This is a genomic window from Streptomyces sp. NPDC055632 (assembly GCF_053618675.1).
Genome location: NZ_JBSHHY010000021.1, coordinates 124,903 through 138,854, shown reverse-complemented (window position 1 = coordinate 138,854; position 13,952 = coordinate 124,903). Strand labels below are relative to the sequence as shown.

The 13,952-nt window shown below is 74.2% G+C and carries 18 protein-coding genes; 11 read left to right on the top strand and 7 right to left on the bottom strand.

Going from position 1 to position 13,952, the window contains the following annotated elements; genetic code table 11:
- Nucleotides 1-62: 62 nt before the first annotated feature.
- From ACWGSR_RS25120 to ACWGSR_RS25105, 4 genes are all read right to left on the bottom strand, one after another.
- Complete coding sequence (locus ACWGSR_RS25120; RefSeq protein WP_376231852.1) at nt 63-449, bottom strand: Zn-ribbon domain-containing OB-fold protein; 387 nt, start codon at nt 447-449, stop codon at nt 63-65.
- A 142-nt stretch (nt 450-591) separates the two neighbouring features.
- On the bottom strand, nt 592-1,299 hold the full coding sequence (locus ACWGSR_RS25115) for a TetR/AcrR family transcriptional regulator (protein ID WP_366378479.1): 708 nt from the start codon (nt 1,297-1,299) through the stop codon (nt 592-594).
- 88 nt (nt 1,300-1,387) lie between these two features.
- Nucleotides 1,388-2,149, bottom strand: a complete 762-nt coding sequence (locus ACWGSR_RS25110) for an SDR family NAD(P)-dependent oxidoreductase (protein ID WP_453569138.1) — start codon at nt 2,147-2,149, stop codon at nt 1,388-1,390.
- A 181-nt stretch (nt 2,150-2,330) separates the two neighbouring features.
- A complete protein-coding gene (locus ACWGSR_RS25105; protein ID WP_453569136.1) occupies nt 2,331-3,032 on the bottom strand; it encodes a 2-phosphosulfolactate phosphatase in 702 nt (233 codons plus the stop codon).
- 297 nt (nt 3,033-3,329) lie between these two features.
- On the opposite strand from ACWGSR_RS25105, the gene ACWGSR_RS25100 reads away from it, so the two are divergent.
- From ACWGSR_RS25100 to ACWGSR_RS25080, 5 genes are all read left to right on the top strand, one after another.
- Nucleotides 3,330-4,010 carry a helix-turn-helix transcriptional regulator gene (locus ACWGSR_RS25100; RefSeq protein WP_376232022.1) on the top strand — a complete coding sequence of 227 codons (681 nt, stop codon included), beginning with the start codon at nt 3,330-3,332 and terminating at the stop codon, nt 4,008-4,010.
- The gene (locus tag ACWGSR_RS25095; protein WP_453569134.1) at nt 4,010-4,630 is read left to right on the top strand and encodes a DUF4255 domain-containing protein; all 621 of its coding nucleotides are present in this window, start codon (nt 4,010-4,012) and stop codon (nt 4,628-4,630) included. Before ACWGSR_RS25100 ends, ACWGSR_RS25095 begins: the two co-directional genes overlap by 1 nt.
- Nucleotides 4,620-4,811: a hypothetical protein gene (locus tag ACWGSR_RS25090; RefSeq protein ID WP_453569132.1), complete on the top strand. Its 192-nt coding sequence runs from the start codon at nt 4,620-4,622 to the stop codon at nt 4,809-4,811. Before ACWGSR_RS25095 ends, ACWGSR_RS25090 begins: the two co-directional genes overlap by 11 nt.
- Nucleotides 4,812-5,065: 254 nt before the next feature.
- Complete coding sequence (locus tag ACWGSR_RS25085; RefSeq protein WP_453569130.1) at nt 5,066-5,566, top strand: YunG family protein; 501 nt, start codon at nt 5,066-5,068, stop codon at nt 5,564-5,566.
- Nucleotides 5,567-5,585: 19 nt separating this feature from the next.
- Nucleotides 5,586-6,041: an NUDIX domain-containing protein gene (locus tag ACWGSR_RS25080; RefSeq protein ID WP_453569128.1), complete on the top strand. Its 456-nt coding sequence runs from the start codon at nt 5,586-5,588 to the stop codon at nt 6,039-6,041.
- Between the two features lie 156 nt (nt 6,042-6,197).
- Here ACWGSR_RS25080 and ACWGSR_RS25075 read toward each other — a convergent pair whose 3' ends face one another.
- Both ACWGSR_RS25075 and ACWGSR_RS25070 read right to left on the bottom strand, forming a co-directional pair.
- Entirely contained in the window at nt 6,198-6,554 is a 357-nt protein-coding gene (locus tag ACWGSR_RS25075) for a hypothetical protein (RefSeq protein WP_453569126.1), read from the bottom strand.
- Between the two features lie 133 nt (nt 6,555-6,687).
- Nucleotides 6,688-7,842: an acyl-CoA dehydrogenase family protein gene (locus tag ACWGSR_RS25070; protein ID WP_376231863.1), complete on the bottom strand. Its 1,155-nt coding sequence runs from the start codon at nt 7,840-7,842 to the stop codon at nt 6,688-6,690.
- A 210-nt stretch (nt 7,843-8,052) separates the two neighbouring features.
- On the opposite strand from ACWGSR_RS25070, the gene ACWGSR_RS25065 reads away from it, so the two are divergent.
- From ACWGSR_RS25065 to ACWGSR_RS25040, 6 genes are all read left to right on the top strand, one after another.
- Nucleotides 8,053-8,658, top strand: coding sequence for a TetR/AcrR family transcriptional regulator (locus ACWGSR_RS25065; RefSeq protein ID WP_365541544.1), 606 nt, complete (start codon nt 8,053-8,055; stop codon nt 8,656-8,658).
- A 302-nt stretch (nt 8,659-8,960) separates the two neighbouring features.
- Complete coding sequence (locus ACWGSR_RS25060) at nt 8,961-9,635, top strand: TNT domain-containing protein (RefSeq protein WP_453569157.1); 675 nt, start codon at nt 8,961-8,963, stop codon at nt 9,633-9,635.
- Nucleotides 9,632-9,877: a hypothetical protein gene (locus ACWGSR_RS25055; protein WP_453569124.1), complete on the top strand. Its 246-nt coding sequence runs from the start codon at nt 9,632-9,634 to the stop codon at nt 9,875-9,877. The genes ACWGSR_RS25060 and ACWGSR_RS25055 overlap by 4 nt, the downstream gene beginning before the upstream one ends.
- Nucleotides 9,878-10,030: 153 nt before the next feature.
- On the top strand, nt 10,031-11,347 hold the full coding sequence (locus ACWGSR_RS25050) for an ROK family protein (protein WP_453569122.1): 1,317 nt from the start codon (nt 10,031-10,033) through the stop codon (nt 11,345-11,347).
- 105 nt (nt 11,348-11,452) lie between these two features.
- Nucleotides 11,453-12,241: a hypothetical protein gene (locus ACWGSR_RS25045; RefSeq protein ID WP_453569120.1), complete on the top strand. Its 789-nt coding sequence runs from the start codon at nt 11,453-11,455 to the stop codon at nt 12,239-12,241.
- Nucleotides 12,238-12,621: a GntR family transcriptional regulator gene (locus ACWGSR_RS25040; RefSeq protein ID WP_376231869.1), complete on the top strand. Its 384-nt coding sequence runs from the start codon at nt 12,238-12,240 to the stop codon at nt 12,619-12,621. Before ACWGSR_RS25045 ends, ACWGSR_RS25040 begins: the two co-directional genes overlap by 4 nt.
- 7 nt (nt 12,622-12,628) lie before the next feature.
- Here ACWGSR_RS25040 and ACWGSR_RS25035 read toward each other — a convergent pair whose 3' ends face one another.
- Nucleotides 12,629-13,876: an MFS transporter gene (locus tag ACWGSR_RS25035; RefSeq protein WP_453569118.1), complete on the bottom strand. Its 1,248-nt coding sequence runs from the start codon at nt 13,874-13,876 to the stop codon at nt 12,629-12,631.
- Nucleotides 13,877-13,952: the final 76 nt, after the last annotated feature.

Sequence of the window (13,952 nt, the reverse complement as noted above, 5' to 3'; positions counted from 1 at the left end):
GCTGGGTGGCACTCTGTGCCACCCAGCCGCCCCTTTCGCACGATGTGGGACGGGGCGCCCGCTCACATCCAGCCGTCGAGCGGGACCTCGTCGCAGAGCCGGACGACCGGCCGGCGACCGGAGACGCCGACGCCCGAGGAGAGCTTGACCCGGAGCCCGGGGCGCACCGCGTGCGGCGGTCCGTCGACCCGGCAGCGGACCACGAACCCCTCCGCCATGTGCACCGGCCAGAGGTCCGCGTCGGCCGCGGCCACCCCGCGCCGTACGGAGATCACGCCCTCGCCCCCGCTGAGTTCGGGCGCGAGGTCGGTCGACCCGCAGGTCGGACAGAGCAGTCGCTGGAACGTGGTGGTGTGGCACCAGCGGCAGCGCTGGAAGTAGAGCTCGGAGTCGGGGGCCGACTCCTCGGCGTGGACGGCGGTCCCGCCCCTCAGTCCCGTGTGGAACACGATGCCTTCTCCTTGCACTCGGCGGCTCGACCGTGCATGGAGCAAAGATATGGCACTGAGTGCCATCAAATAAAGACCTGAGTTCCCTCAATTGGAGATACCGAGATCCCCGGGCGCCCTCCGGGCCCCGTCCGGGCGCCCCTCAGCCCTCGCCGAGGCTCGACTCCACCTCGCGCACCACGCGCCACATCGGGGTGGACCGCTTGGTGATGACCACCACGACGTCCTCCGCCTCCTCGGCGGGGGCGTCGGCGGCCGGGGCGGAGCTCCAGGTGGTGCGCACGAACTCCAGGGCCTCGTCCACCGCGGCCAGCGGGTCGCCCTCGCCGCCCGAGCGCAGCCAGTGGCGCAGGGCGTGGTTGTGGGCGGCGACCACGGCCGCCGCGACCACGTTGGCGCGCAGGGTGCCGTCCCTGCGGTCGGCCCAGCGGGTGCGCAGGTAGTCGCCGAGGGTCTTCTCGTACCGCCAGACCACCGACAGCTCGTACGTGCGGAGCCCGGCGACCTCGCGGGTGAGCCGGTAGCGCTGCACGGAGAAGGTGGGGTTCTCGGCGTACATCCGCATGACGAGCCGGGCGGCGCCGCAGACCCGGACGATCGGGTCGTCGGAGTCGGCGCTCGCCGCGAGGAAGCGGGTCATGTCGTCGAGGCACTGCTCGTGGTCGGGGAAGACCACGTCCTCCTTCGACGGGAAGTACCGGAAGAAGGACCGCCGGCCGACGCCCGCGAGGGTCACGATGTCGTCGACGGTGGTCTGCTCGTAGCCCCGCTCCAGGAAGAGCTGGAAGGCCGCGGCGATGAGGGAGTCCCGCATCGCGGGCTTCGTGGAGTTCGTCGACGCTGTTCCCATGCGTCGAAAGTAGCATTGGGAGGGCGATCTCGCGGCACTGGGTGCCGGACGAATCCGGCACCCAGTGCTTTTTCGAGGGTACGGAGGCTCAGCGGGCCGACATCCGGAGCGCACCGTCCATGCGGATCGTCTCGCCGTTGAGGTAGTCGTGCTCGGCGACCATCGTGACCAGCCGGGCGTACTCCTCCGGGCGGGCGAGGCGCTGCGGGAAGGTGACGCTCGCGGCGAGACCGGCCCGGACGTCCTCGGTGAACCCGGCCATCATCGGGGTGTCGACGATGCCGGGGGCGACGGTGACGACCCGGATGCCGAACTGCGCGAGGTCGCGGGCGGCGGTGACGGTCATGCCGGCGACGCCCGCCTTGGAGGCGGCGTACGCGATCTGGCCGACCTGGCCCTCGAAGGCGGCGATCGAGGCGGTGTTGACGACGAGGCCCCGCTGCCCGTGCCCGTCGGGCTCGTGCCGGGCGATGGACTCGGCGGCGAGCCGCATCACGTTGAACGTGCCGATCAGGTTGACGTTCACGACGGCGCGGAACAGGTCGAGGTCGTGCGGTCCCCTGCGGCCCAGGATCCGGGCCGAGGGCGCGATGCCGGCGCAGTTCACGGCGAGCCGGAGCTCGGCCCCGTCGGCGTCGATCTCGGCGAGGGCCGCGCGGACCTGCTCCTCGTCGGTGACGTCGGCGGCGAGCAGCCGGACGCCCTCGGGGAGGGCCCCGGCGGCGGCCACGGCCTTGTCCAGGTCCAGGCCGTAGACGGTGGCGCCCCGGGCGGCGAGGGCGGCGGCGGTGGCGGCACCGAGGCCGGAGGCGGCGCCGGTGACGAGAGCGGCGGAGCCTGCGATGTCCATGGAACTCCTCGTTCGTGTCGTGCGGGGGCGACCCTGCCGCCGGGATGGCCGCCGGATCGGGCGCGTGCCCGCGGAGGACCGCGCGGTCCGCGCGATCTGCGCCGCCCACCATAGAACCGCGTGCGAGGCGCCTGGAAGCGGAGGCGGGGGCTGCGCCGCCGGGGCCGCAGGTCCGCGACGGTCAGTTCGGGGTCGCTGCGGCCGCCGGGGGCACGGTGTACGGGCGGAGGGTCATGAGCGAGTCCTCCACGGAGGCCACCATGGCGAAGGGGAAGCGGTCGAGTTCGAGACAGAGCGCGACGTCGTCGGGGTGGGCCCCTTCGCGTACGCCCTCCCTCAACTCGGCGGCGGCGCGCGACTCCCCGGCGCGGCGGAGGAACCCGGCCGCGTCCGTCCCGGCCCCGGCGGCCCTCCCCGCGATGTACTGGGCGCACGCCAGGTCCTCCTCGGCGCGCCCGTCCTCGCCCGTCACCACGAACGTGACGTCGTCGCACGCACGCATCCGCAGGAGGCGGGCCGTCGCCTCCGCCACCACGAAGCCGGCGCACAGCACCAGCGACGCGTCCTTGACCGCGAGGGCGCCGACCGTCCCCGCCGTGGTCTTCTGCACGACGGTCCGGCCGCCGAGGTCGGAGGAGCGGAGCAGGGCGGGCGAGTTGACGGCGTCGAACCCGGGCGCCGGCGGGCCGTCCTTGAGCGCCACCCAGTCCGGGTGACGGGCCTTCAACTCCAGCGCCTCGTCCAGGGATCCGGCGAGGACGATCCTCTCCGCCCCCCGGCCGAAGGCCCAGGCGGCCACGGTGAAGGCGCGCATGACGTCGACGACGACGGCCGTGGAGGGGACTTCGGCCAGCTCGGGGATCCCGAGGAAACGAGCATCCATCCGCTCATGATCACGCACGCCCGGCCTCCGGCGCCCGGGCAGTGGCGCGCATCACATCGGTGGTAACGGTCGCGACAGGAGCGTTAGCGCGACGGCAGCGGGACGTGAGCAGCGCGCGGCAGGCTGGTGGCGACCATCGTGGCCGGCGTGCGCCGGCCACGGCCAGCAGACCGCGGGGGACCGCCGTGCGTGCCGGACACCGGCCCGGGGACACCGGCGCGGCCGCCTCGCCTTCCGTACCGGGCGCCCGACCACGCCCGGACGGCCGGGGCGTGCGAGAAGGAGCAGGTGGCGGAAGTGCTCACCAAGCGGGTGACGGTGACCGTCCACGCGTCCGATCCGCTCAGCCGGGCCGGGCTGATCAGCCACTTGCGGCACCAGCCGTCCCTCGACGTCCTGCCGGAGCGGGAGGAGGACGGGCGGGGCGGGCCGGAACAGGCCCCGGAGGAGCGGAACGCCCCCGCCGTCGCCGTGATGCTCGCGGACCGGATCGACGAGTCCACCACGGCCGAGCTGCGACGTCTGCTGCGCGGCCGGGACCAGCGGGTCGTGCTCGTCGCGGGCGAGCTGCGCGAGCCCGACCTGCTGTCGGTGGTCGAGTACGGGGTGCGCGCCATCATCTGGCGCCACCAGGCCACCGAGCAGCGCCTGTTGAGCGCCGTGCACAGCGCGGCGCGCGGGGAGGGGGAGCTGCCGCCGGACCTGGTCAGCCGGCTCCTGAACCAGGTGGGACGGCTCCGGCGGGCGACGGCGGCGGGCGCGACGGCCGGCGGGGCGGTGCCGCTCTTCGGGATGGCGCCGCGCGAGGTGGACGTCCTGCGGCTGCTCGCCGAGGGCCTGGACACCCGGCAGATCAGCGAGAGGCTCGCCTACTCCGAACGCACCGTCAAGAACATCCTGCACGCGCTGATGACCCGTCTCCAGCTCACCAACCGGGCGCATGCCGTCGCGTACGCGCTCCGCGAGGGCTACATCTGATGATCCACGAGATCGACGAGGCGCTGCGCGGCCTCCTCGCGCCCGCCGTGACGGGCGACGTCGCCTTCGACGCGCCGACCCGCGACTGGGCGGCCCGCCGCAACGCGCCGACCCTGAACGCCTATCTGTACGACATCCGGGAGGACGTGGAGCGGCGCGAGCGCGGCGCCCTGGCCGAGCGGGACGCCCGGGGGGTCGTGACGCGCCACCGCCGGCCGGCCCGCTGGTTCCGCCTCTCGTACCTGGTGACGGCCTGGACCACCCGGACCGAGGACGAACACCGTCTCCTCTCTGGCGCGTTGGCGCTGCTGCTGCCCCACGAGGTGCTGCCGGCCGACGCGGTGCCGGAGTCGGTGCGCCCGGTCTCCACGTCCCTGCCGCTCTCCGTCGCGGTGCCGCCCGCCGAGTCGCGGTCGCTCGCGGACATCTGGTCGGCGCTGGGCGGCGAGCTCAAACCGTCCCTGGACGTCGTGGTCGTCACGCCGTTCCCGGTCACCGTGGGCGCGGAGCCCGTCGTCCGCGGCATCGACGGCGTGCCCGGCGACTCCGGGCCCCGGATGCTGCGGCGGCCGGGTCCGGCGAATCCCGAGTGGAAGTCCGTTGTCGGACATGGGCGTTGACGCCGCGGGAGACGGCGGCCTCCCCCCTCTGATCACCGTCCTGCCGAGCGCCGTCACCGCCACCGCCGACCTGTCCGACGGCGGCCCGTCGGCCGGCACCCCGACCCTCCTGGCCGACCTGGCGGCACTCGCCCTGATCGCCGGCACGACGGCATGGCTCCGGCGGACCCGCCGCGCCTGAGCACGGGCCTCGACCGAGGCGGACACCGTGGAGCCGAGTGGAACCGGGCACGTGCCGCACCGACAGCCCCGGGCCCCTGCGAGGGCAGGATCGAACGCCTCACCGGAGGGCCCCTCCCCGAGTGCCTGCTTCCAAGCCCGAGCGGGCTTCGGGTCCTCCGCCGAGTCGAGAGGCCGTCGACCGTCTCGGAGGCAGACCTCCGCCGTGTCGCCGGCGTCCGGTCGCTGTCAGTGCTCGCGGGCAGGATCACGGGCATGACGCCCTTGCTTCTTTCCGACATCGAACGAGCCGTTCGCAGCAGTTGGAGTACCGAGACGTGCACTCCCGAGTTCCGTTCGCGCTGGACCGAGGACAACCCGGCTCGGGACCAGTGCGGGGTGACCGCCATGGTGCTCAACGACCTGCTGGGAGGGGAGCTGATCCGCGGGGAGGTCCACGTCGGCGGAGAGTGGGTGGACCACCACTGGTGGAACCGCCTGGGCACGGGCATCGAGGTCGACCTCACGCGCGAGCAGTTCGGGCCGGAGGAGACCGTCACCGGCGGCACCGTCGTCTCCCGCCCGCCCGTGGCCGAGTGGCGCAGGCTCCGTGAGGAGTACGAGCTTCTTCGCGACCGGGTCTTGAAGAAGCTCGATCGGCAGCAGGTGTCCGCCTCCGTGGCCGTGCCTCGGCAGCCAGGTGTGGAGCTCGTGGAGGAGGTGGTCGAGCGCGTCGACGAGCAGGACCGGGTCTTGGCTGGTGGTCAGCCGGGGTGAGGCCGTTCGCCGTGGCTGGTTGCATCGAATCGCCGTGACGGTGTGCCGGGACCGGGAGGGCCGGATCCTCGTGCAACGTCGTTCCGGGCAGGTCGCCCGGTTCCCGGGGCACTACGAGGCGGCGTCGGGCGGTGCCGTCGCCGCGGGCGAGTCCTACGAGGAAGCCGCATCGCGCGAACTGGCCGAGGAACTGGGTGTTCGAGCGCCGGTCCGCTTCATCGCGAAGTTCCTGAACCGCGGCGGGCTCAGCCCCCACTGGCTCGCCATGCACGAGGCCGTCCTGTTCGACGACCCGGATCCCGACCCGAACGAAGTGACGTGGCACGGCTGGCTGTCGGAGCCCGAGCTCCTCAGGTCGATGCGGGAGAACCTGTTCACTCCGGACACCCGTGACACTCTGAGTCGCTACTTCGCCGCCGTGGAGGGGGAATCGCCTGACAAGACGGGATCACACGACGTGCGTGATCCCGGATGAAGTGACGGGCGGGCGGCGGAAGCGGGCCTTCGACGGACCGGATCCGACCACCCGCGCCGAGCGCTTCCTCGCCTTCGTCGGCACAGCGGCGGTTCCCGTCTCCCGCCGCCTCCGGGCAGTGAGTCCGGGCGTCGCGAAGTGACACCTCGCCCGCGATCAGGCAGGCAGGACGGTCCTGCGCGACGGAGGACGCCAGATGAAGGCGTCGGCGATCTCGTCCGGGAACGAACGGTGCTGCCAGGTGTCGGTGATGTCGGTCCAGTCGCGGAGGACGGCACTGCCCGCCGCCTTCGGCGACTCGCGGTCGTAGACGAGATCGAACGAGTAGACACGGCCGTCCCCGTCTATGCACTGGCCGAACTCGTGGCCACCTCCGTCCGGGAAGAGATGGACCAGCACGGTCGCCGCCGGGTCGAGTCCCTGGTCTTCGAGGAGGCTCCTGAGCCGCCTCCACAGATCGAACGCGCTCGTGCGCAGGAGGTGCGTGTTCTGGACATATACAGCCTGGGACATAGGACCCGATCTTGTGCCGCCGGGCCCGAAACCGCCAGTCCCACGAACGGACAACCCAAAGGAGACGACGCCCGGGACGGGGGCGAGCCCCGCCGGCACGACCCGGTGGACGCTCTCCGCGGGCATGGGCCCGCTACTTCTCCGCGAGCACCAGCCCCCGGCTGATCACCAGCCGCTGGATCTGGTTCGTCCCCTCGAAGATCTGCATGATCTTGGCCTCGCGCATGTAGCGCTCCACCGGGAAGTCCCGGGTGTAGCCGTAGCCGCCGAGGACCTGGACCGCGTCCGTGGTGACCTTCATGGCCGTGTCGGTGGCGATGAGCTTGGCGGCGCTGGCCTGGCGGCTGAAGGGGCGGCCGAGGTCGCGGCGGCGGGCCGCGTCCAGGTAGGTGGCGCGGGCCGCGTCGACGGCGGCGGCCATGTCGGCGAGCAGGAAGCCGAGGCCCTGGTGGTCGACGAGCCTGCGGCCGAAGGTGGTGCGCTCGTTGGCGTAGGCGACGGCGGTGTCCAGGGCGGCCTGGGCGAGGCCCGTGGCGCAGGCGGCGATGCCGAGGCGGCCGTTGTCGAGGGCGCTGAAGGCGATCTGGAGGCCCTGGCCCTCCCTGCCGACGAGGCGGTCCTCCTCCAGGAGGGCGCCGTCCCAGTACGCGGAGGTGGTGGGCACGGCCTGGAGGCCCATCTTGCGCTCGGGCGCGCCGAAGCCGAGGCCCTCGGTGGAGCCGGGGGCCAGGAAGCAGGAGACGCCGTGGCTGCCGGGGGCCGTACGGGCGAAGAGGGCGTAGAAGCCGGCCCGGCCGCCGTGGGTGATCCAGGCCTTGGTCCCGGTGATCCGGTACCCGCTGCCGTCCTCCTGCCGCTCCGCCTTGCAGCTGAGGGCGGCCGCGTCGGAGCCGGCCTGCGGCTCCGAGAGGCTGTAGCCGCCGATGGTCCGGCCCTCCAGCATCGCGGGCAGCCAGCGCTCCTTCTGCTCCGGCGTCCCGAAGGCGTGCAGCGGGTGGCAGGCCAGGGTGTGGACGCTGGTGGCGACGGCCACGGCCGCCCAGCGCGCGGCCAGTTCCTCCAGGACCTGGAGGTAGACCTCGTACGGCTGGCCCCCGCCGCCGTACTCCTCGGGGTACGCGAGGCCCAGGAGCCCCGCCTCGCCGAGGGTCGCGAAGAGCCCTTCGGGATAGGTCTCGGCGGCCTCGTGCTCGTCCACCCGGGGAGAGAGCTCCTTGTCGGCGATCTCCCGGGTGAGGGCGATGAGGTCCGCGGCTTCGGGGGTGGGAAGCAGGCGGTCGACATCCATGGCGACTCCAGCGGCGCGCAAAGTGGTACTGGGGAGGGTACTCCAGTACCGGTCAGAGTAGCGCAGGAGCGGCCGACCGCAACCCCTGGTGCCGCGCCGCACGGACCGGCCCCGCGTGCGCGCGGCCACGACCCTCCCGGGCGCGGGGTCACGGCCTTCTCGGGCGCGGGGCCACGGCCTCCGCCGGGCGCGGCCTGGAATACTGGGCGGGTGATCGAGACCTCCGCCGCCGACACCCCGCAGCTGACGGGCCGCGGAGCGGCGCGCCGCTCCGCGCTCTTCGAGGAGCTCGTCGCCCTCCTCGTCGGCGAGGGCTTCGCCGGCCTGACGCTCGACGACCTCGCCGCCCGGCTGCACTGCTCGAAGCGGACCCTGTACGGCCTGGCCGGCAGCAAGGAGCAGCTGGTCCGGGCGGCGGTCGTGCACTTCTTCCGGCGCGCCACGGCCCGGGTCGAGGCCGTCCTCGCCGCCGCCACCGGGCCCGCCGAGCGGCTCGCCGCCTATCTGCGGGCGGTCTCGGCCGAGCTGGCGCCGGTCTCGCCGCAGTTCTTCGACGACGTGGCGGCCTTCGAGCCCGCCGCCGAGGTGTACGAGCGCAACACGCGCGCGGCCGCCGGACGGGTCCAGCAGCTCATCGAGGAGGGGGTGCGGGCCGGGGTCTTCCGTGAGGTGCACGTGACCTTCGCCGCCGACGTCATCTCCTCGGTCATGGTCCGCATCCAGCGGCGCCAGGTCGCCGCCGCGACCGGCCTGGCCGACGCGGAGGCGTACGACCAGCTCGCCGAACTGCTCCTCAGCGGCCTCCGGAAGGCCTGAACCCCCGGCCGTCGGGGCCGAGAGGTCCGACGGCGAAGGCCCCACGGAGTCCCACCCGCGAGAACTCGCCCCGAGCCCCACCAGCAAGGGCCCTGTGAGGCCCCATGCCCCACGCCCGGCGCCCGGCGCCCGACGCTCGGCGCTCGGCGCTCGGCGCGAATGGCCGGTTTCCGCCCCCACCCCCCCTCGCCCTGCGCACCCGCTCAACCACTCTGTGCCGCGCCACTGACCACTCCTCCCAGGGAGACCTCCGCGTGGAGCGCAGCCGTACCGCCCCCAGGATCCGTGCCGTACTCGCCGCCATGGGCGTCACCGCCGCCCTCACCGCGGCCCCCGCGGCACAGGCCGCACCCGCCATCGAGACCGCCGGGACCACCGGGACCACCGGGACCACCGGAAAGCACGCGGCCGCGCCGCACGCGCCCTGCACCGGGGAGTTCCGCGGCGACGCGCGGCTCGGCCCCGAGCACCTGCCGAACAAGCAGCAGAAGCCGGTCGGGCCGCTGGTCGACGGCTACCACCGGACCGGGAAGCTCTCCCCCGCCGCCTTCCTCAAGAAGTACTGGGAGGGCCCGGCCGACACCGGCGGCTGGAAGTACCCGCCGAACGACGGCTTCGGCGAGGTGAACGGCGAGGTCGACAAGGCGCCCGAGCTCCTGGCGAGGGGCGAGCGACTGGACCGCTTCGGCTCGGAGTTCGGCGGCTACCTGGCCCCCGCGGGCGACGCCTATGCGAAGCGGGCGCTGCCCCCGCAGAACCTCAGCACCCGTGACGCCGCCTTCCCCTGCGACTACCACCTGTACGAGGTGACGCGGGCGTTCGTGGTCTGGGAGGGCTCCATCGCGCCCTGGTTCGAGCAGCCGGGCGGCGGCCGCCAGATCAAGCTGGACCCGGCCTTCCTGGACCCGGGCGAGGGGCAGCGGCTCAATGTGAAGTGGCTGCTCGACAACGGCTACCTCGTGCGCGTCCCCGCATGACCGACCACCGCCGCACCCTCGAACGGGCCCTCCAGGAGGCCGGGGTGCCCGCCGGCTACTACTGGATCGAGGGCGTCCACGAACCCTCCCCCGTCCCGACCGACTTCGCCTATCTGCGGGCGGCGCCGGGCGGGGGCGGCTGGGAGACCGGGGTGTACGAGCGGGGCGCGTACGAGCCGGTCGCCACGCACCCGGCCGAGGCGGACGCCTGCGCCCACCTCCGGTCCCTCCTGGGAGCCTAGGAGGCACCCCGTCGGCACGTCCCGCGTTCGGGAAGTGAAGGCGACGGGGCCCCGACCGCCTTATTTCACCTCATGACTTAAAGCTAAAGATAATATCGCCTCCCCGGCCCCGCAGCGGTATGTTCGACGAGGACTACTTCACCAGGGGGCCCAGTGACCAAGCGGAACGGACGCACCGTCCGTGACCTGCGGCGCGAGAACCGCACCGCCGTCCTCCAGCGCCTGTACTTCGACGGGCCGACGAGCCGCTTCTCGCTGGGCCCCGCGACCGGGCTCAGCTCCGGCTCGATCAGCAACGTGGTCGCCGAACTCGTCGCGGAGGGCCTGGTCGAGGAGGCGGGCAGCGTCGACTCGGCCGGCGGGCGCCCCCGCACCCTGCTCCGGATCTCCCCCGGCAGCGGCTTCATGATCGGCGTCGACGTCGGCGAGACCCGGATCAGGATCGAGCTGTTCGACCTCGCCCTCACCGAACTCGCGCGCGCCGAGCGCCCGTTGGCCGTGGGCGGTCCGCATCCGCACGACCGGTACGAGGTCGGGGTCGTCGTCGGCCACGTCCGGGACGGCATCGCGGAGGTGCTGCGGACCGCGGACGTGCCCGCCGAGCAGCTCCTCGGGGTCGGCGTCGGCGTGCCCGGCATCGTGGCCCGGACCCCGGAGGCCGGCGCGGTCGTGCACGGCCAGACCGTCGACTGGGACGCCGTGCCCCTGGAACGCCTGCTCCGGGAGAGCGTGGAACTCCCCGCCTCGGTGCCGTACCGGATCGACAACGGCGCCAAGACCCTCGGCCAGGCCGAGATGTGGTTCGGCGCGGGGCGCGGCGCCCGCAGCGCCGTCGTCGTGCTCTTCGGCTCCGGCGTCGGCGCCTGCGTGGTCACCGACCCGACGGGGCCGGGGCGGGCGGTCGAATGGGGCCATCTGAAGGTACGGGTGCGGGGGCGCCGCTGCCGTTGCGGCGCCCTGGGCTGCCTGGAGGCGTACGCGGGCGCGGAGGCGCTGCTCGAACGCTGGCGGGAGGCGGGCGGGCACCCTCCGGAGGGCACGGACGAGGAGACGGCCCTCACCGCCATGCTCGCCGCCGCGTACCCCGCCGACGCCGGGACCCCGCCCGATCCCACGGTGCTCGCCGTCCTGGAGGAGACCGCCGAGTACCTGGGCGCGGGGTTCGCCGACCTCATCAACCTCTTCCAGCCCGAGCGCATCCTCGTCGGCGGCTGGGCCGGCCTCCAGCTCGGCACCCGCTTCCTGGAAACGGTCGAGAGGTACGCGCGGGAGTACGCCCTGAAGTACCCGGCGGCCCGCGTGGACATCGGCCTGGGAACGCTCGGCCCGGACGCGGTGACGGTCGGCGCGGCGATCCTGCCGCTCGCGGACTTCTTCGCGCGCGGCGGGCGGCGGGCCGAGACCGGGGGCGAGGCCGCCGAGGAGCAGCCGGTGTGGGCGACGACCGTACGGGAGCGGACGGCGCACTGATCCCCCCGCCCCCTCACCCGCGCTTGTGTCATTCATTTGACACAAGCTGCGGGGCCCGCCATCTTGTACTCGACACGTGACACAAGAGTTCCGACGGGGGTCCCCATGCCCGGCTCCGCCCCGCCCGCCCCGCTCCGGCCGGCCCGCACCGAACTGCTCGTCCGGTGGGGCGGTGCGGCGACCGGCGCGGCGGCGGCCTGGACGGTCGCCCACGGCGCCGGGCTCGGGCTCGGCGTCCTCCACGCCCTGCCGGTCTTCGCCGTCTGCGCCACGGCGGGCGTCCTGGCCGCCGACGCGCTGACGCCGGGGCCCGGGGGCGCGGTGCGGCTCGCGGGCCTCGTCCCGCGCCGCGTCCGCGACGTCCTGCCGGCCGGCTTCGCCCTCCTGCTCGCCGCCGAGGCCGCCGTACTCCTCGCGCTGCTCGCCGTCGCCGCGCTCACCGCCTCCCCGGACGACACGGGCAGGGCGGGCCGCACGCTCAGCGTCGCCTGCACGAGCCTGACGGAGTCCCGGGGACCCTGGCCCGGACTCTTCTACGGCCTCCCGGTGCTCGCCGCCCTCGCGGCCGGCACCGCCGCCTGCGGCTACGCCCTGCGCCGCATCAGCAGGCGCCCGGCCCCCGGGGGCGACTCCGCGGCGACGGCGGACGACGCGCGGCGGCGACGGGAACGCGCCCGTGCCGTGACGGCCGCGTGGGGCCTCCTGGTCTCGGCGCCGCTGGCCGGCGCCGCCCTCTTCGCCTCCGGCGCGCTGCGCTCGCTGTCCTGCGTGGGGCCCCTGGTCCACACCGCCGGTCTGCTCCTGCTGCCGGTCGCCGCGGTCGCGGCCGGCACGGCGCTGTGGTCGCTGTTCACCGTCCTCGCCCCGCCGGCCTCCCCCCGGAGCGGGCCGTGAACGGTCCGGCCGTACGCGTGGACACGACCGGCCCGGTCCCGCCGTACGAGCAGATCCGCTCCCAGCTCGCGGCGCTCATCGACGGCGGCGTCCTGCCGGAGGGCGAACGGCTCCCCACCGTCCGGCAGCTCGCCGCCGACCTGGGGCTCGCCCCCGGCACCGTGAACCGCGCCTACAAGGAGCTGGAGGCGGCGGGCCTGGTCCGCACCCGGCGGGGCGCGGGCACCAGGGTCGCCGCCCGCCCCGGCGCGGCGCCCGTCGACACCGCCGCCCTCACCCGGCTCGCCCGCGCGTACGTCGCCGGGGCCCGCGCGACGGGCGCCGACGAGACGGCCGTGCTGGCCGCCGTACGGGCGGCCCTGGACGCGCCGCCCGACTGACGCACCGTCAAGAGGCTTCCCTGCGGGCGGGGAAGCCGTGGGTGCGGGCCGCGACGACCACGGCCGCCACGGGGACCAGGAGGGCGAGCACGCTCCAGGGGAGGGCCCCGGTGCCGAACGCGTCGAGGAGGAGGCCGCCGACCACCCCGCCGCCCGCCATGGCGACGTTCCAGAGGGTGACCAGCATCGCCTGCGCGGCGTCGGCCTGTTCGCCGCCCGCGTCGCCCGCCGCCGTCTGCAGCAGGGTCGGCGCGCCGCCCCAGCCCAGGCCCCAGAGCACCACCGCGCCGTAGACGAGCGCGGGCGACTGCGCGAACAGCGCCAGGATCCCGCCGGCCACCGCGACGAGCAGCGTGCCGGTGATCATCAGGGCCCGGAGCCGGCGGTTGATCAGGGTGCCGACGGCCCAGATGCTCAGCAGCGAGGCGGCGCCGAAGACCAGGAGGACGGTGTCGGCCCGGCCGCCCATCCCGAGCCGGTCGAGGAAGGCCGCGATGTAGGTGTAGAGGAGGGTGTGGGCGAGGACGAAGACGAGGGTGACGGCGAGGACCGGGGCGACGCCGGGCACCTTGAGCGCGGCCGTCATCGACGGTGAGGAGCCCTTCTCCGGGCGGTGTCCCGGGTAGTCCGGGACGGCGGCCAGGATCCAGCCGAGGAGGACCAGCGTCAGGCCGGTCATGACGAGGAAGGCCGTCCGCCAGTCGACGACCCTGCCGACGAACGTCCCCGCGGGCACGCCGAGGGAGAGCGCGACGGGGATCCCCGCCATGGCCACCGCGATGGCCTTGCCCTGGAGGTGTACGGGGGCCATCCGCCGGGCGTAGCCGGCGAGCAGCGCCCACGCGAGGCCCGCCGCGACCCCCGCGGCGAACCGGGCTCCCATGGTCAGCGGGTAGGAAGTGGAGAGCGCCGTCACGGTGTTGGCGAGGGCGAACCCGCCCATGGCCGTCAGCAGGAGCCGGCGGCGGCGCCATCCGGCGGTCGCGGCGGAGAGCGGGATGGCGGTGAGGACGGTGCCGAGGGCGTAGATCGTCACCGTCTGCCCGGTGGCGGACTCGCTGACGCCCAGGTCGCCGCCCATCGCGGGCAGCAGCCCGGCGGGCAGCGTCTCGGTGAGGCTCGTGATGAACACGGCGGTCGCCAGCGCGAGCAGCGCCGGCAGGGGCAACCCGCCGGACGGGGAAGGGTTTTCGGTCCGCCCCGAGGAGGGGGCGGGGCTGTGGGAGGGTCCTCTGGTCAGGTCTGTGCTCGACATGGCAGCATGGTCGAACCCTTCCATTGATGTGAAGGTCAAGCGGGATCCGGAAGAGCGTCGCGGGAACGCGGGGAGG

Coding starts and splice junctions, on each gene's coding strand:
- ACWGSR_RS25095 (WP_453569134.1), top strand. CDS start 4,010: ATGATCCACGAGATCGACGAGGCGCTGCGCGGCCTCCTCGCGCCCGCC.
- ACWGSR_RS25035 (WP_453569118.1), bottom strand. CDS start 13,876: ATGTCGAGCACAGACCTGACCAGAGGACCCTCCCACAGCCCCGCCCCC.
- ACWGSR_RS25060 (WP_453569157.1), top strand. CDS start 8,961: ATGGGCGTCACCGCCGCCCTCACCGCGGCCCCCGCGGCACAGGCCGCA.
- ACWGSR_RS25055 (WP_453569124.1), top strand. CDS start 9,632: ATGACCGACCACCGCCGCACCCTCGAACGGGCCCTCCAGGAGGCCGGG.
- ACWGSR_RS25115 (WP_366378479.1), bottom strand. CDS start 1,299: ATGGGAACAGCGTCGACGAACTCCACGAAGCCCGCGATGCGGGACTCC.
- ACWGSR_RS25070 (WP_376231863.1), bottom strand. CDS start 7,842: ATGGATGTCGACCGCCTGCTTCCCACCCCCGAAGCCGCGGACCTCATC.
- ACWGSR_RS25090 (WP_453569132.1), top strand. CDS start 4,620: ATGGGCGTTGACGCCGCGGGAGACGGCGGCCTCCCCCCTCTGATCACC.
- ACWGSR_RS25110 (WP_453569138.1), bottom strand. CDS start 2,149: ATGGACATCGCAGGCTCCGCCGCTCTCGTCACCGGCGCCGCCTCCGGC.
- ACWGSR_RS25075 (WP_453569126.1), bottom strand. CDS start 6,554: ATGTCCCAGGCTGTATATGTCCAGAACACGCACCTCCTGCGCACGAGC.
- ACWGSR_RS25085 (WP_453569130.1), top strand. CDS start 5,066: ATGACGCCCTTGCTTCTTTCCGACATCGAACGAGCCGTTCGCAGCAGT.
- ACWGSR_RS25105 (WP_453569136.1), bottom strand. CDS start 3,032: ATGGATGCTCGTTTCCTCGGGATCCCCGAGCTGGCCGAAGTCCCCTCC.
- ACWGSR_RS25045 (WP_453569120.1), top strand. CDS start 11,453: ATGCCCGGCTCCGCCCCGCCCGCCCCGCTCCGGCCGGCCCGCACCGAA.